The following is a 24,086-nucleotide window of genomic DNA, read 5'->3' as shown; positions in this document are numbered from 1 at the left end:
AGGAATCAACCCTGTAAAACCGGACCATATTCTTCTTCAATGGATTTCTTGGCGTGTTGACCTAAAGATTGTCCTAATTTCTTTTCGGCTTTCTCCAAAAGAGCTGCCGGATATCTTGCTTTGTCGAGCATTTCTTCAATGCCAATCAGATCCTTATCATATAATTCCCACAAATGATCATCCAATAACTGCATGCCTATTTTTTTACCAATCTGGATGCTGGATTCGATACGATATGTCTTGTTTTCACGAATCAAGTTTGCAATTGCAGGAGTAACAACCATGAACTCGTATGCCGCAACACGCCCTTTTCCTGTCTTTTTTGGGCACAATGTCTGACTGAGCACCGCAATCAAATTGGTACTTAACTGAACGCGAATCTGTTCCTGTTGGCTGACGGGAAACGCGTCCACAATTCGGTTAATCGTACCTTGACAGCCCGTAGTGTGCAGCGTCCCAAACACCAAGTGGCCGGTTTCCGCTGCCGTGATGGCCGCTTCAATGGTTTCCAAGTCACGCATTTCACCAACCAGAATTACGTCCGGGTCCTGACGCAAAGAACGTCGCAGTGCTTCGGCAAAACTGGGGGTATCCAGCCCCACTTCACGCTGATTGATAACTGATTTTTTGTGATTGTGGTAATATTCAATCGGTTCTTCGATGGTTACGATATGATGGTCGAGGGTTTCATTAATATAGTTAATCATACTGGCCAAGGTGGTCGTTTTTCCGGATCCTGTCGGCCCTGTCACCAGGAACAGTCCTCTGGGGCGTCGGCACAGGGCAGCACATATCTTGGGCAGACCGATTTGTTCAAAACTCAGCAGAGCCGATGGAATCAAACGCAGTACCATCGAGATATATCCCTTCTGGCGAAACACGGCAGTTCTGAAACGCCCGGCGTCGCCGAAGGCAAAACCAAAGTCCGTACTACCCACTTCCTGGAGTTCCTGCTGATTTTTTTCAGGGGTAATACTTTTCATCAAGGCAACGGTATCATCGGGCTCCAGAACCTTAGTTTCGAGGGAACGCAGCCGTCCACTCAAACGAAGGACGGGCGGGCGTCCTACGACAATATGAATGTCTGAACCACCCATTTTGATACAGGCTTCCAAAAGTCGGTCAATATGAAGCGAGGCCATAGTAAATCCTATAAAAGCAACAAAATCGTATTATCCCGCCTGATCCACAACAAGGCCTTCAGCCTGTGTTACACGGGATACTTCTTCAGGAGTTGTAACGCCTTTAAACACTTTGAGTCGTCCATCCTCGAGCAGCGACCGCATGCCGCTGGCCAAAGCCGCTTTTCGCAAGGCACTGGTTGGAGCCCGCGTGAAAGCCAGCTCTCGAATCTGGTTATTCATTTCAAGCATTTCGAAAATAGCGATACGGCCTTTATAGCCGGTGCCGGAGCAACGCGGACAACCAGCCCCCTTATAAATGGGGTGCTTTCGCAAATCTTCCGGCGTAATATTCATCAGTCGCAGGTAATGCGGATCAGGATGCGGGTCCAGCATCTTGCATTCCTTGCATATCACTCGCACCAGACGCTGAGCCATAATAGCCTGAATGGAACTGGCCACCAGGAACGGCTTGACACCCATATCAATCAGACGGGTGATTGCTCCGGGGGCGTCGTTGGTGTGCAGGGTGCTGAACACCAGGTGCCCGGTCAGGGCTGCCTGAATGGCAATGTCAGCCACCACACCATCACGAATTTCACCGATCAGGATGATATTGGGGGCCTGACGCAGCATCGACCGCAGAATTTTTTCGAATGTCAAACCGATATCGGTTCGTATCTGACACTGATTGATTCCCTTAATATTGTATTCGACAGGGTCCTCAGCGGTAATAATTTTCTTGTCCGGACGGTTCAATTCCTGCAAGGCCGAATAGAGTGTTGTTGTTTTGCCGCTTCCTGTCGGGCCTGTGACCAGGAAAATACCGTTGGGCCGGCGAATAATTTTGGTGAATCGCTCGTAGTTATCTTCCTCGAACCCAATCGCTTGAATACCAATATTCACGGAGTCGGGACGCAAAATACGCAAGACCGTACTTTCACCATGATACGCCGGCAGTGCTGAGACACGGAAGTCAATATCCTGCCCGTCAATATTGCGTTTGATACGCCCATCCTGCGGCAGACGGCGTTCACCGATATCCATGCCGGACATAATCTTGACACGGGCCAGCACAGGGGCCTGCATGTTTTTAGGAATGTTGTCACGTTCCACGCAAACGCCATCAATACGATAGCGCACACGCACACGGTCCGCCATCGGCTCGATATGAATATCACTGGCCCGCATGCGGACAGCCTCATCGATAATCAAATTGACCAGGCGGATGACGGGGCCATCGTCTTCTTCCCCGCTCATCTCGGCCCGGCGAATTTCAGCCTGGAGTGTCTTGCCTGCGGCAGCCAGTTCAGCGGCAGTCGCATCAATACTATTGCGAACCGCATCCAGGCGGGTATTGATGTAATTATCAATCTTGGTCGGTGATGCCAGACAACAGTTCAACTCCGCATTCAGACGGAAACGAAGCAAGTCCAGCAAATCCAGATCCAGCGGGTCTTTGATGATGAGTTTGAGGGTGCCGTTGTCTTTGCTTAAAGGCAGGATGCGATGTTTTTTGATTAATTCTTCGGGAATCAGCTGCTTTGCGTTTTCAGGGACTTCGACCTTGTCCAAATCAACGTAGTCCATCCCGAACTGCTTGGCCAGAGCTTCAAAGACCTGGTCTTCATTGGCCAATCCCATCTGGATAAGCATTTCACCCAGACGTTTATTGGATTCCTTGGCCTTTTTTATAGCCTTAATAAGATTCTCTTTATCAACAAGCCCCTTGGCATAGAGAATCTCGCCTAAATGTCTCCTTTTTTTTATCATTCGGTCCTTTCTATCCGCTGTTTGCCCGAATTTCTTAAAAAGTACATTATAACATAACTTCGGTTTACGTCAAACCCCCAGTTTTAATCGCAGCAGATTTAATGCCGTCAGGGCTGCCCGCTGACGTATTATTTCCCGGGAAAGCGGAGCAAAACGAAATTCGCGGACCTGGACATCGTGTCCTGCGGCTATTGCAATATATACTAATCCAACAGGCTTTTGGTTTGTTCCGCCTGTTGGGCCTGCGATTCCTGAAATACCAATCGCAGTATCAGCACAGGCTCTGGCTTGAGCCCCCAAAGCCATGGCTCTGGCGACCGGTTCGCTGACTGCTCCGTAGGTGTCCAAAAGCTCTTTGGGTACTCCTAAATCCCGCATTTTCGCTTCGTTACTATAGGTAATCCACCCCCCTAAATAATACTCACTGCTCCCGGCTGTATCCGTCACTAATTTTCCTATCAGGCCGCCGGTACAGGATTCGGCTGTCACAAGGGTCATTTTCTGCCGCCTGAGCAGCTTTCCGACCACTTCAGGCAGTGTTTCATCCTCAGTGCTATAAACCAGCGGGCCTAAAATCGACACAATTTCCTTTTTTTGCTGCTCAATCATTGTTTTGGCGGTGCTAAAATCGTCTGCGGTTGCAACCACGTGAAGCGTAATGTCACCGCCGGAAACCGTACAGTTTAACAGAGGATTGCGTCCTCGTTTCATCCTGTTCCCCAATTGCTGGGCAATGGTAGACTCGCCCGCACCATAACAGTGTATACGCTCTGTCAATACAATAGGGCCAGATTTTTGCGAGGCCAGTACAGGACGTATATAGTCCTGATACATACTTTTCATTTCAACAGGTACGCCTGGCACAGAGAATAATTCCTTGTCTCCAAAACTGGCGTGCATCCCTGGAGCCGTGCCGATGGGATTCGCAATGGCTTTGATGCCCTTTGGAATATAGGCCTGCACCGCATTGATTGGTGCCATATCTACTTTTCGAGCCTCAAAGAAAGCTTTGATACCGTCATATAAATCTTGCTTAAACTCCAGCTCCACGCCCAGAAATTTCGCCAGGGCCTGTCGTGTCAAATCGTCATCTGTCGGACCAAGTCCCCCTGTAACCAGGATGATATTTCCGACTTCGCAAGCCTGTTTAAAACAGGATACAATATGGTGTATATCATCGCCTACAACCCACACCTCTTGGGTGGGAATCCCCAGTTCAAGCAGTTGGGTGCTGAGCCAATGGGCGTTGGTATCCAGTGTCCTGCCATTTAGTAACTCATTGCCAATACTGATGATGCATGCTTTTTTCATAGCTTGATAATGGCCTTTACCACACCCTCTTTATATCCGGCTACCATCTCGAAGGCATCCTGGGTATGCTCAAAATCAAACTCATGTGTGACCATAAAGTCCAGCTTGACTTGCCTGGAGGCCTGCATGTCAATGGCTTTTTGGGTACAGTGATTTTGCCGTCGCACATTGATTATGGTAATCTCTTTGCGGCGAATAAGATCCGGGCAGAAGCTCACCCGTGGTTCTCGTGGAATTCCCACCATCATGAGCTTTCCACCGGGTTTGAGCAATTCGATGCCCTGATCCAGCGTTTCTTGCTGGCCGGCACATTCATAGACAATATCCATACCGCCGGGTTCAAGTTTGCAAATAGATTGCACGATATCTTCCTGATGCGGGTTACCGACCCAATCCGCCCCGTTTTTCTGAGCTAATTTTGCACGTTCGGGGATAATTTCTGTCATCAGTACCCGATGTGCCCCCAAAGCCCTGGCTGCGGCCATGCAGCTCAAGCCAATCGGGCCTGCCCCGAGAATTGCAACTTTTGCTTTTGAAAAGACTTGTGACTGTTTTACCGCGTATAGACCGATGGCAAAAGGCTCTGCAATCACCCCCTGATTGGCAGTCAGTTTTCCATCAATATCAAAACAGCACTCTGCCGGCATGACCAGATATTCACTGAGGCATCCCGGAATTTGTCCCGGACATCCCAAAAAGACCATTTTGCGACAGGTGTTTTCACGCCCGACAAGACATTGATCGCATTGATGACAGGAAATGCCTGGCTCCACGGCGACTAATTGTCCCGGTTTAAGATGGTTGACTGATGGGCCCACTTCAACGACGCGGCCGGCACATTCATGACCAACCACAAAGGGATATTGAACAATCTGGCTGCCGATGCGTCCGGTTTCAAAATAGTGAATATCGCTGCCGCAGACTCCAACGGCCTCGATTTTCAATAGAACATCATCGGGACGGATAATTTGAGGGGTGGGAATTTCCCTCATTTCCATCTGGCGAATACCGGTCAGGACTTGCGCTTTCATCATTTCTCAACCCAATGATTGTGATAAAAAAATCCTTGTTTAAGCTATCCGCAGCCAAAACAAGGATTTAGAGCGGGCGATCGGAATCGAACCGACATGGCCAGCTTGGAAGGCTGGAGCTTTACCACTAAGCTACGCCCGCAGTCGCATTGATTCCTCTGTTCAATGCTGAGGCATATCTTGACTCAAAATCGAAGAATTGTCAACCCAAAGCTCAATAAAATTGCTGAAAAAAGTCTGTTTTTGTACGGATAACGCTGTATTATTATGGTGAAGTACACAACCCGTTAGAAATGGAGGTCATGATGTTTAAAATCTATTACAATTTGAAGCGAAGCATCATTTGCATCTTTGTTTTAGTTGCCCAGACGCTATATTCGGACATATACCCTCTCATAACAAATGTATATAATCGGGATACTCAGACTCTTAACGGCAAGTGGAATTATATTATTGATCCGTATGAGACCGGTTTTTATGACTATCGTTATCAGGAAAGCAACACGGGGTATTTCAGGAATCAAAAACCGCGAGATAAGTCCGAACTGGTTGAGTATGATTTCGATAAAAGTCCTTTAATCAATGTCCCCGGCGACTGGAACAGCCAGCGGCCAGAGCTGCTGTTTTATGAAGGCACGATCTGGTACAAGAAAAGCTTTAACGATCCTCGCAAGGACAAGGACAGCCGACTGTTTCTGCATTTTGGCGCGGCAAATTACGAAGCCATTGTTTATTTGAATGGTAAAAAACTCGGTAAGCATGTTGGCGGATTTACCCCGTTTTGCTTTGAAATCACGGATGCGGTACGTCCCACACAAAATGATATTGTTGTGAAAGTTGATAATAAACGTTATCGGGAAGCCATACCCACGGTGAATACGGACTGGTGGAACTATGGCGGGTTGACGCGTGATGTGTACCTGATTGTGACTCCGCAGACATTTGTTCGCGATTATTCGATTCAGCTCAAAAAGGACTCGATGGATACCATTGCAGGATGGGTTCAGCTGGATGGGCCTGAAAAGGAAACGGAGGTCACAATCGAGATAGAAGACCTTGGCGTCCGGAAAACCGTCAAGCCGGATACTTCAGGCAAGGCAGAGTTTGAATTGACTGCTTCACCTGTATTGTGGTCGACCGAGAATCCCACATTATATAAAGTGACCTTGTCTGCGGGCAAGGACACCGTGCAGGATCAGATTGGATTTCGGACCATTCAGGTTCGGGGGCAGGATATTCTGCTCAATGGTCAGTCCATCTTTCTTCGCGGCATTTGCATTCATGAAGAATCGCCATTGGGCACCGGTCGTGCCTGTACACCGGAGGATGCCGAGGTGCTGCTGGGCTGGGCGAAAGAATTAGGCTGCAACTTTGTCCGGCTGGCTCATTATCCGCACAATGAGTATATGCTTCGCAGGGCCGACCAGATGGGGATTCTGGTCTGGAGTGAATTGCCTGTGTACTGGACCATTTTGTGGGACAATCCGGCAACGCTTGATAATGCCTTGCATCAGCTTGAGGAAATGATTACGCGCGACAAGAATCGAGCCTCGATCATTTTATGGTCGGTCGCGAACGAAACGCCAGTCAGTGAGCCTCGCCTGAAATTCCTGACAACACTCATTGACAAAGTCCGCCAGATGGATCCAACGCGTTTGGTTACGGCAGCCATGGAAAAAACATCGAGGGGCGATACCGTCCTGATTGAGGACCCGCTGGGAAAATATCTCGATGTGCTTGGCTGTAATGAATATATCGGCTGGTATGAAGGGACGCCGGAGCTGTGCGACAAAAAGACCTGGCAAACCTCGTACGAGAAACCCCTGATTATGAGTGAATTTGGCGGCGGCGCACTGCAGGGGTATCATGCTGACGACCAGACGCGATTTTCAGAAGAATACCTTGAAAAGCTATATATTCATCAAGTGGCAATGCTCAAAAAGATTCCGTTCCTGCGGGGTACAACGCCGTGGCTTCTGAAGGACTTTCGCTCACCCCGAAGGCCCCTGCCCGATATCCAGGATTATTACAATCGAAAAGGGCTGTTTTCAGAGACCGGGCAGCGCAAGAAGGCTTTCTATATTATGCAGGACTTTTATCAGCAAAAAGCCAAAGAAGCTAAGCCCTGAGCGTGTATGCAGGCGAAGTGTGTTTAATCCGGCTGACGCTGCAGGAGGGTGATAATTTCTTCCTTTTTGGGCAGCGCATCCTGGACGCCAAATCGACTGCGGGTCAGGGCTTCGGCGGCTATCGCAAAGCGTACCGCGGCATCGGGAGAATCTTTGGCTCCACAACAGGCTGCCAGGGCCCCGCAAAAAGCATCCACTGCTCCGCTGTTATCCACTACTTCCATCTCAATTCCGGGGATATGTCGGCCGCCCTGTCGGTCTGCCAGTAATGCGCCACGCCAGCCGAGGGTCATGACGACACAGTTGGCCCCTTTGGCTACCAGTTCAGTAGCTACTGATTTCAGTTCGGCAATTCCACCAGCCCCCAGTTCGCTGGCACAGGTAAAATCGGCAAAACGGACGATCAGGACATCCACATTGAAGAATTCCATCGGCCAGTTTAATCCAACGGTAGCATTTCGACCATGGTTTGGCAAACAGACATCCAGGACGACACGACGTTTGTGGATTTGAGCCGTCCGGATAGCGGATACAATGGCCTCCTGGGGCAGCTGACCGCAAACAAGGCAGACATCGGAAGTCGCAATGAGCTGCTCGGCCGCGGCATATTCGATTTCATCCCGGCCAATGGTACGATTGGCCCCGGCGCAGACGCAAATGCTGTTTTCTCCCATAGGGTCAACGAGAGTTATGGCTGTGCCGGTGCTGATGGCATTGGAGGTATAAATGAGATCGGTATTGATGTTATACTGGGACAGATTTTTTTTGATTAAGTGACCAAAGCAATCATCCCCGATACGGGCGATTACGGACACATCGCATCCGCATAAGGCCGCCTGGATTGACCGCACGACTCCAGCCCCCATGGGATAGTAAGCAAATGACGACCCTTCGACCGTCCGCCCCGGCGTAGGGATGGACTGGCATTTGACTGCCATATCGACAAAGACCGGTCCGATGACAACAATTTTTGGAATCCGTTCCGTCATATCTTATGACCTCTTCATTCTGAGTAACATCTGTTTGTTCTCAAAAGTATAGCAGAAAGTCGTTTAAAGAAAAGACATTGCTATAAAAAACTCCTATTTCTTTGAACCGGCTGAATCGGACCTTAGAAAAGGAGATGACATACAGTTCTTTTTAATGGTATTAAGGGCTCCTCGAACAATTCCTTTTGGCGGACAAAAGAATTTTGCCGCTGGAAAGCCATTTTTAGAGCCACTCTTAAGCTTATTGATTTGAAACTCGTGTGAGTGATATTAAGCTAATTGAAGATGTTATAAGGAGGCGATTTAAGCCAATTCTCTTGACCCTGAAATGACAGGATGCTATAACATACCTGAGTTATCCTGAAAGGTTTGCAGGTGAATCAAGCAGTATGTATGACAAATTCGGGCGTTCTGGACACTCTGAGCCGATGGAGTATCGGCGGGCTGGTCCCCGGCAGAACTTTATTTGGAGAAATCCTGTCATGAAATGCAAAACGATTTATGCTCTATCGGTGTTTTGGGGTGTTCAAATGGTTTTCTCATTGGCGGCTTTGGCGGCCGACAACAAAGAAAAACCCCTATTTGATTACCAGCGAAGTCAGCTTAAAAACGGACTTACCGTCATTACGCTTGAAGACTTTTCCTGTCCGATTGTGGCAGTGCAGGTCTGGTACCAGGTCGGCTCCAAGGATGAACGTGCCGATCGCCAGGGCTATGCCCATATGTTTGAACATATGATGTTTAAGGGGACGGAAAACGTTGGCCCCAAAGATCATTTCCAGCTCATTCAGAAGACCGGCGGGACGACCAATGCCTATACGAGTTTTGACCAGACCGTGTATGTCGAAACCTTACCAGCCAGTCAGTTGGCGCTGCCGCTGTGGCTGGAAGCGGAACGGATGGCCTTTTTGAAAATCGACCAGGAATCCTTTGATACAGAACGGAAGGTGGTCGAAGAAGAGTTGCGTAAAGGCGAAAATGAACCGTATGGCACGCTTTACAAAAAACTGGCTGCGATTGTCTTTAAGGATCAGCCCTACCGCTGGACACCCATAGGCAATATTGCCTGTTTGCGAGCTACGAGTGTGGCTGATTTACGGGCGTTCTGGCAGCAGTATTATGTTCCCAATAATGCCACGCTGATTCTTGTGGGCGCTATTCGCCATGATAAGGCTGTTCAGATGGCCGAGACGTATTTTGGCTGGATTCAGAAACGGCCTGAACCGCCACGTGTCCAGGTCCATGCATCCAAACCGGATGCGCCTCAGATTGTGGTAATTGATGACGAGAATGCACCTGCGGCGGTGGCGGGTTATATTTTCCGGACAGTTCCCATGGGGCATACCGATCAGATCGCTTTGGACTTTCTGTCTTCGATTCTGGGCGGAACGCAAAACAGCCGGTTGTATCGTGATCTGGTTGCCGACAGTCAAACCGCCACACATTGTGCATCGATGACGTGGAATCTTCAACAGGATGGTATTTTTGCAGTAGGTGCGGTTCAGGCCCCCGGCGCGGACGCCAAGACTGTTCTGCAGCAAATCAAAAAGCACATCGAGACGATTCAGAAAGAGGGAGTGACCGATACCGAGCTGCAGACGGCTCGAAATCAGCAATTGCGTTCGGTGATTACGGACAATTTGAACATCGAAAGCAAGGCTCAGGTGCTCGGTACGGCAGCGGTTACCATTGGCGACCTGGAATATGCCAATAGCCTGCTTGGCCGGATTCGTGCGGTCAGGGCCATCGATATTCAGCGGGTGGCCAATACGTACCTGCGTTTTGATCAGGGCTTTGAAATTTCGGTTAAGCAGAATCTCAGCGGGATGCTGAATGCAAGCAAGGATGATGAAACCCAAGGTGTGATCGCCGAGCGTGAAAAACAGGCTCCGCCGGCCGGCCGGCCTGGCGAAAAACGTCCTGAGACCTGGCCCACCACGGCCCCGATTGCCAAATCCGAAAATGTCGATCTGTCGATGGTCTATTCGGAGCATCGGCTCAAAAACGGAATCAAAGTGATTGTTGTTCCCAACCATGAGGTGCCCTTTATTTCCGTCAAGCTCGGCTGTATGGCGGGAGCAGCCACAGAAATCAAGCCGGGTACGGCCAATCTGGCCCTGCAGATGCTGGAACGCGGTACAACGACCCGTTCCGAAAAGCAGCTTGCCGAGGAATTATCGCTGTATGCCATCAGCCTGGGGGGAACAGCGGATATGGATACCTGTCAGGTCAATATGAGCTGTCTGACCGAACACCTTGATAAAGGTATGGACCTTCTGGCGGATGTTGTGCGGAATGCGTCGTTTGAGGCGACTGAGTTTGAGAAACTTCGCAAACAGACGCTGACTTCGCTTTTGGTCAATGAAAAGACGCCGGAGTATCTGGCGGATAAGGAATTTTCGTTCCGCCTGTTCGGGAACCATCCTTATGCCCGTACCGTGGAAGGCAACAGTGCTGATATAGAGAAACTGACCGTTGACGATCTGAAACAGTGGTGGAAGCAGTATGTTCGCCCGGAAGACTCTGTCTTGATTTTTTCAGGTGATATCGACGCCCCCAAAGCCCTGGTCCTGGCGGAGACCCGTCTGGGAGAATGGACCTGCGATACGGCACGGCCGGAAGTAAAACTGGCCGCCATTCCGCAGCAGGAGAAAACGCATATCTGGCTGGTGGATAATCCCGGCAGCGCTCAGGTCCAGCTTCGGGTGGGCTGCCACTCCATCAACCGGAAGGATCAGCCGGATTACTTTATCAGTCGTGTGGTTGGCAATTATTTCGGCGGCTCATTCCACAGCCGGATCAATGAGACGCTGCGGGTTCAGAAAGGGCTGACTTACGGGGCATTCGGCTCTTATACAGCACAAAAAGAAGCAGGCTATTTTGTGGTGAATACCTTCACCAAAAATGAGACTGCCGGCCAGGCTATTGCAGCAATCATCGAATTGCTGGATCAACTCCGTAAAGATGGCCCCACCGCAGAAGAACTGGAGCTGTCACGCAGTTACATTAGCGGCAGCATCCTTCGTCGGCGGGAAACACCCCAGCAAATCGCCAACGACCTGTGGCTGATCGAGGCCGAATCTCTGGGCAGGGATTATTATGATAAACTGCTGGCGGGAGTGAATGCCGCTGATGAGGCCAAATGCCTGGCGTTAGCCAACAAAACCATCAATCCGGACCAATTGACGATTGTCGTCGTGGGGGACGCCGAAAAAATTAAGGCGGACCTTGAAAAAATCGCACCGGTTACCGTTGTGGCCAGAGATCCATCGTAAAAGAAAACGCTGCTGTCTGGCTGTCGATTAGCCCTGCTTTGCAAAGGGAGGATTAAAACTGTCTTTTGAACGTCCGTCTGAGTCAGCCACAACCGGCATGAGCCTTAGACCGCAACCGATTTCATCCTCCTTGTCTATTTCATGTTAATGGGCGATGACGTTCATCATATTGAAATAGAACAGCAGTGTGCATACATCCGCACAGGCCAGTACCACGGGTCCGGCTGCCACCTTGGGGTCGATCCGAAAGGCCTTGATCAGCGAGGGAATCACCACGCCCAGCAGACCTGCAGACAGAATAGAAAGAATCAGGCTGAATCCCATGGCAAAAGAAACCCAGCCGCCCCCCTTCCAGACAAACGCCGTCAGCCCGATGATCGAGCCGCAGCCGGCAGCCAGCATCAGCGACACCAGGCCCTCGCGCCGCAGCGGCTCCATTACAGCCTTCCAGGAAAATGAGCCTAACTGGAGTCGCTGAACGGTAATGGTCATGGCCTGCATGCTGACGCTTTCACCCAGTGCCAGCACGACCGTCATAAACATGGCCAGTACCATAATTTCCTGAATCAGCAGTTCATACTGTGCGGTAACGATGGCGCACAGGATGCCGCTGACCACATTGCACAGCAGCCAGGGAAATCGTTCTTTGAACATCAGCCAGGGCGATGCTTTTCGTCCCAGGCTCAGATGCAAGCCCATCAGTTGAAACATGCTGTCGAGTTGCGCCTTATGCCCAAGCGACAGTGATCCTTCGGTAAACTGGTTCATATCCACAATCCCGGCAATCTTTCCGTCTGGAGTGATTGCCGGAACCGCCAGCAGCTTGTGCTTAAGGAGGACATCTCCGGCTTGTTCCATCGTCGCGTCACAGGGCACTGTGACCAGCTTGCGAATCATGACCTCGCTGATCCGGGTATCCATGGCCCCTCCCAGCAGACGGCGAAGGGGAACCACGCCCACCAGACGATCTTGGCCATCCACCGCATATAAATACATAATCCGTTCATTCAAATCACATTGCTGCAAAAATTGAATGGCCTGGCCAACCGTCATGTTTTCGTTCAGACGGACATAGTCCTGATGGTAATATTCCCGGACGGTCTGGTCAAGAAAATCGGTTTTAAATAATGTCATCATGCACTTCTCGGAAAAGATGCTATTTTACACAGCTTTTTACTGAAGACTGACAGGTTTTTGTTTGTTTAGTCATTTATGTGTTTTGATGTCTTGTGCCGGGGAGCCGAAGCGTCTTTCGGAGCCAGGCCAAAGGCATCCAGCCATTGCTGGGTTTCTCGACTGCCGATGCCGTGGCGTTTTTCCTTTGGCTCGCTGACAGGCAGCGGTTTTTCGATTACCTGACAGACCTGAAGCCAGAAGGGAACAGCCCCGACCCCCGGACATTTTCGTCGTTTGGCGGCAGACAGAATCCGCCGGTCACTGCTGACCACGATCAGGCGTTTGGGGGCGGTATTGTCCTGGATGTAGTGTTCGATGATCGTATCCGCCTCAGTATGCTGGCCGGAAAATACTACCTGCAGAATTCCCAACCCCATTAATCCAGCCTTGTTGGGAGGGCCGATTCCGTCAAATACAATAACTCCCGTTTCGCCGGTTCGTCGCAGATACTCGCACAGTACGGCACACAGCTGTGTATCCGGAAATTCCATCTGCTCCTGCAGCTTCTGTACCGCCCGCAGAAGATTATACCCATCAATCAGCACCGGCATGGGATCAGCTCGCTGCGGTGTAACGGATTTCCCCGGCCACAATGGTATTGAGGACCTTGCCCCTGACTTTCCAGCCGTGGTAAGGACAGTTGCGGCTTTTGGAAATGAATTTATTGGCATCAATGGTCCATTCGGCATCGGGGTCGATGATGGTCACATCAGCCCGATCGCCGACACCCAGCCGGCCTTTGTCCACTCCGATGACCGCTGCGGGACGACAGGTCATCATCGCCAGCATGTCTGACCAGTCAATGATACCCGGCTCAATCAGCGCCTTGATATACAGCGGTAATGCACATTCCAGACTGGCAATACCGAACGGTGCAGCCAGGAACTCCAATTCCTTTTCACTCATCAGGTGCGGCGCATGGTCGGTTGCAAGGGCATCGATTAAGCCTTCCCTGACGGCCTGTTTGAGGGCTTCGATGTCCGCTTTGGTGCGCAGCGGAGGATTGACTTTATAATTGGTATCGTAATCGCAGCACATGTCTTCGGTTAATAGCAAATGATGCGGCGAGACTTCACAGCTGACGGGCAAGCCCATCTGTTTGGCTTCGCGCATAATCTTGACCGAGCCGATTGTTGACAGGTGCTGAGCGTGGTATTTGCAATTGCATTTGCGGGCCAGCTGGACATCGCGCCAGAGCATCATTTCTTCGGCCAGCGGGTCAATTCCCGGCAGCCCCAGGACCGTCGATTGATAGCCGGCATTCATCACACCCTTGCCAGCCAGCGAATTATACTGGCAATGCTGGCAGATGACCCGACCGAACATTGAGACATATTTCATTGCCTTGAGCATAATGGAGGCATCCTGCACGCCGTTGCCGTCATCGGTAAATCCGATAGCTCCGGCCTGGCTCATCAAGCCAATTTCAGCCAGCTCCTGCCCCTTGCGTTCTTTGGTAATTGCCCCCATCACATAAATAAACGTTTTGCGGGCCTGTCGCCCCATGCGGTGAACAAACTCGACGGCCGTAGCCTCATCAATTGAAGGATTGGTATTGGGCATGCAGACCACCGAGGTAAAGCCGCCGGCCACTGCCGCCGCCGAACCGGAAGCAATCGTTTCTTCTTCCTCATCGCCTGGTTCCCGGAAATGGACATGGAGATCAATCAGGCCGGGACTGATAATCTTGCCGGCAGCCTGAATAATGTGTGCATCACAGGCACTGACCGGCCCAATATGCGATACCCGGTCCCCTTCGATAAGTACATCTGTAACGCGATCCACCCTGTTGGCCGGATCAATCAATCGCCCGTTTTTGATTAGGATTCGTGTTGTCATATTCGGAATCAAATTGAATTCGTATGATTTTCGTTCTTGCCGGATTTGTTTTCACTTTGCAGTGCCGCTGCCTGACTGACCAGAAACAACACGGCCATGCGTACCGCAACGCCATTGGAAACCTGCTGGAGTATGACGCTGTTGGGACCATCGGCAACTTCGGATTCGATTTCCACGCCGCGATTGATGGGGCCGGGGTGCATGACCAGAATGTTCGGCTTGGCCCGCTTGACGCGTTCGACGGTCAGGCCGAAGAAATGCGAATACTCCCGCACAGACGGGAACATATTACCGCCCAGCCGTTCAAACTGAATCCGCAGCATGTTGATTACATCCAATTCCTCAATTACTTCATCCAGATTATACGAGACCCGCACGCCGAGCTGATCGATTTTGCCAGGCATCAGCGTCGGGGGGCCAACCACAATCACTTTGGCACCCAGCTTGGTTAAAACATAAATATTGCTGCGAGCGACGCGTGAATGGGCAATATCCCCCACAATCCCCACCGTCAGACCATCCAGAGAGCCTTTGACCTGTCGAATGGTATAAGCATCCAGCAACCCCTGGGTGGGGTGTTCGTGATAGCCGTCGCCGGCATTGACCACACAGGCATTGATGCTGCGGCTCAGGAGCTTGGGGGCCCCGCCGGCACTGTGGCGAATCACGACAATATCCACCCCCATCGCCTCCAGATTTCGGGCCGTATCAATCAGGGTTTCACCTTTGTTCACGGAACTGGAGGTCTTGGTAAACTCAATGACATCCGCACTGAGCCGATTGGCAGCCAGAGTAAAGCTGTTGCGAGTACGGGTGCTGTCTTCAAAAAACATATTGACCACCACTTTGCCGCGCAAGGTTGGTGCCTTCTTGACAGACCGGGCACTGAACTCTTCAAATCCCTTGGCCGTATCCAGAATAAATTCCAGTTCCTGCCGGCTTAGTTCGGCCAGCCCGATCAAATGCTTATGACGCCACTGAAAAGTCGTATCCATACATTCCCGCAACTTTGGTTAATTGATTACTACTTCCTCGATGCCGTCGCTTTCCATCAGAAATACATTGATGGATTGTTCGGGCGGAGCCTCGGTGCGAATGCCGACATAATCCGCCCGAATCGGCAATTCCTGATGACCGCGGTCAATCAATACGGCCAGACGAATGGTTTTGGGCCTGCCCAAGTCAGTTAAAGCATCCATTGCCGCACGGACCGACCGGCCGGTGTGCAGTACATCATCGACCAGCAGAATAAATTTGTCGCTGACATCAAACTCGATTTCGGTAGCCTGGACTTTCGGCTGAGTATGTCCTTTGGGGACATTGAAGTCATCGCGATATAAAGTGATATCCAGCGTACCGCTCAAAACAGCACGTCCGGTTTTTGCCTCAATCGCCTTGCACAGACGTTTGGCCAGCACTTCTCCGCGGCTGCGAATACCAATTACTGCAAAATTGCCATCCTGGGGTATATCCGGCAGGATTTTAGTCAATAATTCATCGAGGGTTTGCGCAATCTGTTCTTTGGTGAGAAGTTTTTTCATTTTCAAGACCCACAGAATCCAGTTATAGACATCGGCAATGTCATCTTGCTTATTCGACTCAACATTTAATCTGAAACAAAGTATAACCTCTGGCCGCAAATAAAGCAAGGTAATTGCCGACCCGGAAGACCATATATAAACAGTCCCGCTGAATTCTGACACAATGCTGTTTTCGCTGTCGGAACGATCTATTATCGGGTGTGTTGAAATGTGAATAAGGGAGGATTGCATCATGCATATAGTATATGTATAATAAAGACTTCTGTATAGGGAATACTCTTGAAAACAATGCGAGTCCAAAAGTTATACAGCCTCATGATAAGCCTCTTTGTGCTGGCTGGGGTGTGCATTGGTGATGTCCCTGTCCAACCTCCTTTTCAGCCGGCTGCATTGGGTTCGATTGGTCTTCGCCAGCTGACGACATCAGACCCCAATCTGGATGGTTCCGGTATCCGAATTGCAGCTATTGGACGGAGTATGACCTATAAAGACGGACTGCCGCAGGGGGATTATCGATGTAATATGCGGCATCAGGCCTTGCTAAAGGCAGATGTGCTTTTTGAAGACAATTCCGATGGTTTGACAGGTATATCCGCCCATGAGACAGCTATTGCAGGCTTACTGGTCGGCCATGACACCTTTGGGTATCATCCTCAGCTGGGGCATTTTATCTATAAGGGGGTCTGCCCGGAAGCATCTGTTACTTCTTATGAATTCTGGAGATTCGTTAGCTTGTATATCTTCGCAGCCCATCCATTTGAGGCGGATATTGTAACGATGAGCCTGGGGGAAATATTCCCCGCATGGTGGACTCGGGGTATCGAGAATCTGGTCGAGGAAAAAGGAGTTGTTGTTTTTGCAGCCGTGGGCAATGGCCGGAATGCTTACGACCCGGTTCTATACCCGGCTGCAGGAGCGAACGTAATTGCGGTAGGTGTGGTCAATGCGGCCGTGGATCCCAATGACCAGAAGAGTCTGTCGGTATTTGCATCCCCTCAGCCGGCCTATTCCAGCACAGGTCCGACTGCGGATTTGCGATGTAAGCCAGATTTGGTTGCTCCCGGGCGGGGGCTTGTGGTGTCGGCCGATTCTGATAGCGAATACACCATTGAAGGTGACTGGTCGAGTCTTGCGACGCCAATCACGGCGGGTACTGCCGCCCTGCTGCTGCAAAAAGCCAAATCTATTCCGACTCTACGCAATATGTTCTTTGCCGGTGACACCAACACGCTGGTTAAGGCTATTTTGCTGACGTCTGCGAAGAAGCTGCCTTACTGGCACAAGGGAAATCCAACGCCGGAAGATGATATCCTTTCGCCGCTGGATTTTTCACAGGGTGCCGGAATGCTTGATGCGGTCAAGGCTTATGATCTATTCATGGCCGGTGCCCAACATCCCGGCAAGGTACCGCCCGCCGGCTGGTATCATACTGCATTGAATCCGGACCAACCCCGACACATTTATGACATGTTTTTAACGGACCCCAATACTGCGACGATTACTGCCACCCTGTGCTGGAACAGGGTATATCAGGACCAGTACCCGTTTGAGCCAATTTACGACAAAGACTCGGATTTACGCCTGGAATTATGGGGAATTCATCCCGAGGATCCAAATCTGAATCAATTGCTTGATGTCAGCGACAGTGTGAATGATAATGTGGAACATCTATACCGGGCGGTTGATGCGAGATTTGAACAGTATCGTTTGATTGTGCGTTACAGTGCTTCTGCCGTAAATCCGCAAAAATATGCCATCGCCTGGTATGCTGGTCCGGACAATCTGACCCAGAATCCATTCTGGTATGACTTGAATAACGACGGCAGTATCAATACCACAGACCGCCTGCTTTATTTCATCCTTGACCAGAATCGAACAGATATTCTTGATTCCATCGTAGCAGTGCCCGAATTTCATATCAGCCATGAGCGTCTTGAGACGCTCCAACTGTTCTGGAATCAGCGGCAAAGCTATTTGAAGAACTGGAACAGCCTGTTTGCACTGCCGCTTGAGTAATTGACAGCACGATTGACCTGCCGATTATAAATCTTCATCCAGAAGATGTCCAAATCGGACTTTTTTGGTATGCAGATAATTTCTGTTATGTTTTCCCGGTTTAGCCTGAAGCGGAATTTGTTCGACAATTTTAATCCCATACACGGCGAGACGATCAATCTTTTTGGGATTATTGGTTAAAATACGAATGTTGCGAAGCCCCAGGTCCCGCAGAATCTGGGCACCGATTCCGTAATCCCGCTTATCCGGTGCAAACCCGAGCTTGACATTGGCGTCATAGGTATCCAGTCCCTGTTCCTGAAGCTTGTAGGCATGGAGTTTATTGGCCAGGCCAATCCCGCGTCCTTCCTGACGCAGATAAATCAACGCACCAATGCCTTCCTTTTCGATCATTTGCATGGCCGTAATTAACTGGATGCCGCATTCACATCGTTGAGAATGAAACAAATCCCCCGTCATGCATTCGGAATGCACGCGAACCAAAATCGGTTTTTCGGTCACGATCGGATTGCCTTTATCGTCCAATTTGCCAATATCCCCTTTGCACAAGGCCAGATGAGGCTCTGTTGCAGCGGGACTGTCGTATGCAATCAGTGTAAAAACACCATAATCCGTCGGCAGGGAGATTTGCTGAATCCGTTTGACAATGCGTTCCCGCTGGAGGCGGTATTCTACCAACCTGGCAATGGAGGTCATTTTGAGTTTATGTTTTTGGCAATAGGATACCAACTGCGGAACGCGTGCCATCGTTCCATCGTCATTCATAATTTCACAAATGGTGGCTACCGGTTCCAGTCCTGCCAGCCGCATCAAGTCCACGGACCCTTCCGTCTGGCCCACACGTACCAGGACCCCGCCGTCTTTGGCCCGCAGAGGGAAAATATGTCCGGGTCGGGCCAGTTCTCGGGCTTTGACATCTGGCCTGGCAAGCAATTGAATCGTCCGTGAACGGTCAAAGGCGCTGATACCGGTGGTAATGCCTTCACGTGCATCGACAGTCACGGTGAAGGCAGTGCCGAGGGCGGCGGTGTTCTCTGGTGTCTGAGGATGCAGTCCCAGTCGATCACATTTTTCCGCCGGCATCGGGACACAAATCATACCGCGTCCCTCTTTGGCCATAAAATTGACTATCTCAGGGGTCGTTTTCTCGGCGGCACAAACCAGGTCGCCTTCATTTTCGCGATCTTCATCATCAACCAATACAATCATCCGGCCTTGTCGAAGTTCCTCAAGGATTTCCGGTATTTCGCAAAACACGTTTGTCATTGTCTTATTATCTCATAGTAGTATTCTTTTGTCGGCTTTGTTGCTCAAACTCTTCAATATACCTCAAACCATGGCGAATGTAAACTATTGTTGCCAGCGCTGCGATACCACCAGTGGCCCACCAACAAATCCAGACCCAGTGTGTCCACAGACTGACAATCTTGACCGCCTCTGGCCCAACCAACGTGGACACAACCATCACAATCTGCAAAAATGTGGATAATTTACCAGCCCAAACCGGTACAATTCTCACATGGCCGGTTATAAAATAAGTCGTGATAAATCCCAGCAGCAGAAGGACATCTTTTCCTAAAATCAGAATAACCGGTTCAATCGGCATTTGAAATCCCGGCACAGCCGAACGTTTGACAGTCAGCATAATACAGGCGGCGATAATCAGAAGCTTATCGGCCAGCGGGTCCAGAAACGTCCCCAGGTGCGTTACCTGCTTTTTGACCCTGGCAAGATAACCATCCACGGCATCGCTGACCGCCATAACCAGAAAAATACCGAGGGCGATATAGCGGGCAGTCATTCCGAATCGAGCCTCATTGGCTTCCAGCATAAACAGCACAAACGGTATAATCAAGATGATGCGCAAGATTGTAATCTGATTAGCCCATGTCAGCCGCATGGCATCGTGTTCCTTCCTATATCACCCTGCCGCCATCTACCTGGATAACCTGCCCAGTGATATAATCATTGGACAGCAGGAATAACACCGCATGAACGATTTCTGCGGCATCTCCAAAGCGGCCCAGGGGAATCGCGTCCAGTCTCTTTTGATTGTCGGGCCTATGGAAAACGTCTGCCTGAGTCTGTGCGGCTGCGTGGGGCAGGATGATTCCCGGCGCCACCGCATTCACTGTCGCTGCGGGTGCAAGTTCTCTGGCCAGTGCCTTTGTGGCCGCAATGAGGGCCGCCTTGGAAGCACAGTATTCCACATAGTTGGCCCAGGGGCGAATTCCGCCAATATCCACCAGATTGATGATTTTGGCATAGGGGGCCTGGTCTGGTTTGCAGCCATTTTTTAAATGCAGACGTGTTGCCAGATTACGACAGGCAATCAGCGGCGCTGTCAGATTGACTGCCACCATCTCTTGGATAGTGTCGCCGGTGATTTCCGCCAGCGGTCTGCGGATAAATATCGCAGCAGAATTAATCAAAACCCGAATGTCTCCAAATGTACAGCATTGTTCAAACAGCAAATCGATCTGGCCGGTATCCCGTAAATCCGCCTGTAAAGCAATCGCCTTAAGCCCCATCGCCTTAATCTGACTGACAAGGGATTCGGCCTTCTGTTTGTTCGTGTGATAATGACATATACAATGGCAGCCCGCATCCGCCATCGCCAGTGCAATCGCTGAGCCCAGATTGCCTGTCGAACCGGTCACCAGACACGTTAAGCCATTCAGATTCATAGCACTGCCTCCGGAGAATTCCCGCGTTAGGGATGGTTCATAAATATCCGCTTGATATGGCGTTCAAACAGATTTTGTGTTACATTTCGCGAGACAACCGCCTCATATTTCTCAACCGTATCCAGATAACGCCGGCCCATCTGTGCGGCAATTTTGTACCCAACATGAAGCAATTGTCTGAAATGCGGATTATAGCCGGGATTGCCGGAATCATGGCGTAATGCGGAGGTGTATTGCTGTTCGTCCCAGCCCTTAACCAGAGCCGGATCGGGCAGACGTGCCGGGTTGATATCAATCACTGTCGCATAGGGTGCACATAACTGCTCGCAATGGGTGTACGCCTGGGTATAAATTTCTTTGGCAATCTCCAGACCCTGGCCGCCTGCTTCGGCCAGCCCGATCATTTCTTCCAGCCAGGTCGTACCTGCGGTTTTGATGTGGACTCCGGCACCGGTATCCTTTAATGCCCTGCAAATGGGGGCATAAATGGAGAATTTGTCGCTGCCTGAATGCACACTGAGCTTTAAATTCGCAGGCAGTCCAAACTCCTTGACCGCACATCGAATGACCGCAAGGTCATCTCGAAATTCTTTTTCGAATGCCCGCACATCTCCGACGTAATCCACCCCTTTATTAAATCGTCCGGTGAATTTGGGGGCGATGGTTTGAACCGGAATATTATGCTGGGCCAGCATCTTCAAGATAAAGAAAAGCTCCACCGGGGTCTGCGGCAAATCCGATTCGTCCATCGAGACTTCCGTGACAAATCGGCCCTCTCCCTTGCGCTGGACAATATGCTGGTAGATTTTGCCGGCCTGCTGAGCAGCAGACAGAAACTTGACGGCAATTGCTGTCAGCTGGTCCTTGGTTATGGAGAACGCTTCATCGATACCCGAAATGCGCCATTGTCCCAGATACGGTTTACAGGCCGTGATAAACTGCTCAATCGCCTGTGGGGCTGCCGGCTTGCCGATTTCTTCGGCTACGTCGAGCGTGAAAAAATTGCTCGCCTCGATAAACCCATCCACATTTTTCAGGTGGATATGGTCTGCGTCAACATAATACCCGCCCTGCCAGTGCATGGCCTTAACGGCATCATCGGCTTCCCGCCGGGTATCAACGGGATGAGTGCCAATAATGCTGTGTTCACGGAACGACTTATTCCAGACCGGCACTATCTCGATTCCGGCCTGTCGGGCTTGGATGATGGCCTGAAGCTGAGCCTTACCCTGTTGGCCAAAACGGTCTCCCACTCCAAACGAATACTTTGCTAGGTTCATCTTTTTACGTCCTTATGATCTGTTCGCATGGTGATAAAGCCTTTCTGCATGGGTGGTATTGTAGAGAAAACGAAGTCCGTTTTCACGAAAAAAATGAAGCTGATTAAAGATATTTCTTGTCTGATAAAAAGAGGCACTGTATATGCTTTGTATGACTTTAATACTTGATGTAGCCATTGCGCCTGTTATAATGCCCTGTCGGAATAGATTTTAAGGAGTTTGCATGGCAGTACTTAATGTCAATATCGATCATGTAGCAACGATTCGTCAGGCCCGTCGGGCGGATGAACCAGACCCGATCTGGGCAGCGGTGGAGTGCGAACTGGCCGGAGCGAATGGGATTACCGTCCACCTTCGCCAGGATCGTCGGCATATCAACGACCGCGATGTGCGTCTTCTCAAAGAGACTGTCGCCTGCAAGTTTAATCTTGAGATGTCCATGGCAGAACCTATAGTCAAGATAGCAGAGCAGATTTGTCCTGATCAGGTCACTCTTGTTCCTGAAAATCGGGCGGAGCTGACCACTGAAGGTGGCCTGGAATGTGCGAATAATTTGAAGCGGCTTATCCAGGTCGTCAAGCGGATGCACAAAAAGAACATTCTTGTCAGTTCGTTTATCGCCCCCTCTGAAAAGCAGATTTTGGCCTCGGCGGAGGCCGGTTGCGATGCCGTCGAATTGCATACTGGGTATTATGCCAACGCCACAACAGATGCGGCTATTGAGAAGGCCCTGAATGAGTTGCGGGATGCCCGAGATATTGCCGTTGCCGCAGGGTTGATTGTCCATGCCGGCCATGGCTTGACCTATCGGAACATCGGGCCGGTGGCCAAAATCGAAGGCCTTTGCGAGTTCAATATCGGCCATAGCATCATCTCCCGGGCCGTCATTGTCGGGATGCGAAAGGCCGTTGCCGAGATGCGGCGTTTAATTGAATTGAATCAGTAAAAAATCCCTCTGCGGGAATACGAATCATTAACCATTTTGGAGATTGACCATGTTTCACGGCGCGTTAGTTGCCCTGATTACACCTTTTCATGATGGACAGGTGGACTACCAAACTCTCGAAGAACTGGTGGAGTTTCAAATCGAAAGCGGCTCGGACGGTATTGTTCCGGTCGGGACCACCGGAGAATCCCCGACCCTTTCCTATGAAGAACATAAGGAAGTCATTAAGCGTGTCGTGGATGTGGTAGCCGGGCGGATTCCCGTCATCGCCGGCACCGGCTCGAACAGCACCGCAGAGGCCATTGAACTGACCGAGTTTGCCAAAAAGGTTGGCGCAGACGCTTCGCTGCAGGTTTGCCCCTATTATAATAAACCCACGCAGGAGGGTTTCTATCAGCACTTCAAAGCCATCGCTGAAGAGGTTGACATTCCGCTGGTGCTGTACAATATCCCGGGACGCTGCGGCGGGACAGGGCTATCAATCGACACGGTGGAACGGCTGTCCAAAGTGGAGAATATTGTCGCCATCAAAGAAGCAACTGGATCGCTGGATTTTGTTGCAGAAATTGCCCAGCGGACCGAATTGACGATTTTATCCGGCGATGATTCCCTGACGCTGCCAATTGCCTCAGTTGGCGGCAAAGGTGTTATCAGCGTCGTTGCCAATATTGTTCCGGCCGATGTCAAGGCCATGACCGACCTGATTCTCGAGGGGGATTTTGTCTCGGCCCGAAAATGGCATCGCAAACTGTTCCCGCTGGCCAAAAGCATGCTGAGCCTGGCTACCAACCCGATTCCGATTAAAGCCGCTGCCGCCATGCTGGGGATGGCTTCCGATGAATTGCGTCTGCCCATGGTGCCGCTGGATGACAGCCAGAAGACCAAACTACGCGCCATGCTTAAAGATTACGGCTTGCTGGAAGAGTAAAGAGTATATAACAGCAGTCCTTGGATATCAGGCTGGTTTTATTA

19 protein-coding genes and 1 tRNA gene are annotated in these 24,086 nt (G+C 50.5%); 5 read left to right on the top strand and 15 right to left on the bottom strand.

All coding sequences use genetic code 11. The annotated features are described in order from the left end of the window. Positions 1 to 5 precede the first annotated feature (5 nt). The 5 genes from ACQ9LF_RS09740 to ACQ9LF_RS09720 all read right to left on the bottom strand — a co-directional run bounded on the left by ACQ9LF_RS09740 (position 6) and on the right by ACQ9LF_RS09720 (position 5,378). Entirely contained in the window at positions 6 to 1,142 is a 1,137-nt protein-coding gene (locus ACQ9LF_RS09740; RefSeq protein ID WP_462489206.1) for a type IV pilus twitching motility protein PilT, read from the bottom strand. 30 nt (positions 1,143 to 1,172) lie between these two features. After that, on the bottom strand, positions 1,173 to 2,894 hold the full coding sequence (locus tag ACQ9LF_RS09735) for a GspE/PulE family protein (protein WP_462489205.1): 1,722 nt from the start codon (positions 2,892 to 2,894) through the stop codon (positions 1,173 to 1,175). Between the two features lie 69 nt (positions 2,895 to 2,963). After that, complete coding sequence (locus tag ACQ9LF_RS09730; protein WP_462489204.1) at positions 2,964 to 4,205, bottom strand: competence/damage-inducible protein A; 1,242 nt, start codon at positions 4,203 to 4,205, stop codon at positions 2,964 to 2,966. Beyond that, a complete protein-coding gene (locus ACQ9LF_RS09725) occupies positions 4,202 to 5,239 on the bottom strand; it encodes a zinc-dependent alcohol dehydrogenase (RefSeq protein ID WP_462489203.1) in 1,038 nt (345 codons plus the stop codon). The genes ACQ9LF_RS09730 and ACQ9LF_RS09725 overlap by 4 nt, the downstream gene beginning before the upstream one ends. Before the next feature lie 68 nt (positions 5,240 to 5,307). After that, positions 5,308 to 5,378, bottom strand: a tRNA-Gly gene (locus tag ACQ9LF_RS09720). Between the two features lie 160 nt (positions 5,379 to 5,538). Here ACQ9LF_RS09720 and ACQ9LF_RS09715 point away from each other — a divergent pair. After that, positions 5,539 to 7,365, top strand: a complete 1,827-nt coding sequence (locus ACQ9LF_RS09715; RefSeq protein WP_462489202.1) for a glycoside hydrolase family 2 protein — start codon at positions 5,539 to 5,541, stop codon at positions 7,363 to 7,365. 23 nt (positions 7,366 to 7,388) lie between these two features. Here the strand turns inward: ACQ9LF_RS09715 and ACQ9LF_RS09710 are convergent, their stop codons facing one another. Continuing rightward, positions 7,389 to 8,354, bottom strand: coding sequence for a PfkB family carbohydrate kinase (locus ACQ9LF_RS09710; RefSeq protein ID WP_462489201.1), 966 nt, complete (start codon positions 8,352 to 8,354; stop codon positions 7,389 to 7,391). A gap of 482 nt (positions 8,355 to 8,836) precedes the next feature. Between ACQ9LF_RS09710 and ACQ9LF_RS09705 the strand changes: the two genes are divergently transcribed. Continuing rightward, complete coding sequence (locus ACQ9LF_RS09705; protein WP_462489200.1) at positions 8,837 to 11,629, top strand: M16 family metallopeptidase; 2,793 nt, start codon at positions 8,837 to 8,839, stop codon at positions 11,627 to 11,629. Between the two features lie 144 nt (positions 11,630 to 11,773). On the opposite strand, the gene ACQ9LF_RS09700 is transcribed toward ACQ9LF_RS09705, so the two are convergent. From ACQ9LF_RS09700 to pyrR, 5 genes are all read right to left on the bottom strand, one after another. Continuing rightward, positions 11,774 to 12,766, bottom strand: coding sequence for a magnesium transporter (locus ACQ9LF_RS09700; RefSeq protein WP_462489199.1), 993 nt, complete (start codon positions 12,764 to 12,766; stop codon positions 11,774 to 11,776). A gap of 65 nt (positions 12,767 to 12,831) precedes the next feature. Then, on the bottom strand, positions 12,832 to 13,356 hold the full coding sequence (locus ACQ9LF_RS09695) for an NYN domain-containing protein (protein WP_462489198.1): 525 nt from the start codon (positions 13,354 to 13,356) through the stop codon (positions 12,832 to 12,834). A gap of 4 nt (positions 13,357 to 13,360) precedes the next feature. After that, positions 13,361 to 14,644, bottom strand: coding sequence for a dihydroorotase (locus ACQ9LF_RS09690; RefSeq protein WP_462489197.1), 1,284 nt, complete (start codon positions 14,642 to 14,644; stop codon positions 13,361 to 13,363). Between the two features lie 8 nt (positions 14,645 to 14,652). After that, positions 14,653 to 15,639: an aspartate carbamoyltransferase catalytic subunit gene (locus tag ACQ9LF_RS09685; protein ID WP_462489196.1), complete on the bottom strand. Its 987-nt coding sequence runs from the start codon at positions 15,637 to 15,639 to the stop codon at positions 14,653 to 14,655. Positions 15,640 to 15,657: 18 nt separating this feature from the next. Then, positions 15,658 to 16,185, bottom strand: a complete 528-nt coding sequence (gene pyrR / locus ACQ9LF_RS09680; RefSeq protein ID WP_462489195.1) for a bifunctional pyr operon transcriptional regulator/uracil phosphoribosyltransferase PyrR — start codon at positions 16,183 to 16,185, stop codon at positions 15,658 to 15,660. 288 nt (positions 16,186 to 16,473) lie between these two features. Between pyrR and ACQ9LF_RS09675 the strand changes: the two genes are divergently transcribed. Next, positions 16,474 to 18,201, top strand: coding sequence for a S8 family peptidase (locus ACQ9LF_RS09675; RefSeq protein ID WP_462489194.1), 1,728 nt, complete (start codon positions 16,474 to 16,476; stop codon positions 18,199 to 18,201). Between the two features lie 24 nt (positions 18,202 to 18,225). Here ACQ9LF_RS09675 and ACQ9LF_RS09670 read toward each other — a convergent pair whose 3' ends face one another. Genes ACQ9LF_RS09670 through ACQ9LF_RS09655 form a run of 4 tightly spaced genes read right to left on the bottom strand, consistent with a single transcriptional unit; the run spans position 18,226 to position 22,168 of the window. Further along, complete coding sequence (locus ACQ9LF_RS09670; protein WP_462489193.1) at positions 18,226 to 19,467, bottom strand: bifunctional 3,4-dihydroxy-2-butanone-4-phosphate synthase/GTP cyclohydrolase II; 1,242 nt, start codon at positions 19,465 to 19,467, stop codon at positions 18,226 to 18,228. A gap of 7 nt (positions 19,468 to 19,474) precedes the next feature. Beyond that, positions 19,475 to 20,101, bottom strand: coding sequence for a CDP-alcohol phosphatidyltransferase family protein (locus ACQ9LF_RS09665; RefSeq protein ID WP_462489192.1), 627 nt, complete (start codon positions 20,099 to 20,101; stop codon positions 19,475 to 19,477). 16 nt (positions 20,102 to 20,117) lie between these two features. Then, entirely contained in the window at positions 20,118 to 20,888 is a 771-nt protein-coding gene (locus tag ACQ9LF_RS09660; protein WP_462489191.1) for an SDR family NAD(P)-dependent oxidoreductase, read from the bottom strand. Positions 20,889 to 20,914: 26 nt separating this feature from the next. Further along, positions 20,915 to 22,168 (bottom strand): tagaturonate epimerase family protein, encoded by a 1,254-nt coding sequence (locus tag ACQ9LF_RS09655; RefSeq protein WP_462489190.1) that lies wholly within the window; start codon positions 22,166 to 22,168, stop codon positions 20,915 to 20,917. Between the two features lie 223 nt (positions 22,169 to 22,391). Between ACQ9LF_RS09655 and ACQ9LF_RS09650 the strand changes: the two genes are divergently transcribed. After that, positions 22,392 to 23,114 (top strand): pyridoxine 5'-phosphate synthase, encoded by a 723-nt coding sequence (locus ACQ9LF_RS09650; RefSeq protein WP_462489189.1) that lies wholly within the window; start codon positions 22,392 to 22,394, stop codon positions 23,112 to 23,114. Positions 23,115 to 23,163: 49 nt separating this feature from the next. After that, positions 23,164 to 24,042 carry a 4-hydroxy-tetrahydrodipicolinate synthase gene (gene dapA, locus ACQ9LF_RS09645; protein ID WP_462489188.1) on the top strand — a complete coding sequence of 293 codons (879 nt, stop codon included), beginning with the start codon at positions 23,164 to 23,166 and terminating at the stop codon, positions 24,040 to 24,042. Positions 24,043 to 24,086: the final 44 nt, after the last annotated feature.

Origin of the sequence: Anaeroglomus insulsum, assembly GCF_050689095.1 — a bacterium.
Classification (GTDB): Bacteria; Planctomycetota; Phycisphaerae; order Sedimentisphaerales; family Anaerohalosphaeraceae; genus Anaeroglomus; species Anaeroglomus insulsum.
This window is presented reverse-complemented; position numbering and strand designations above follow the sequence as displayed.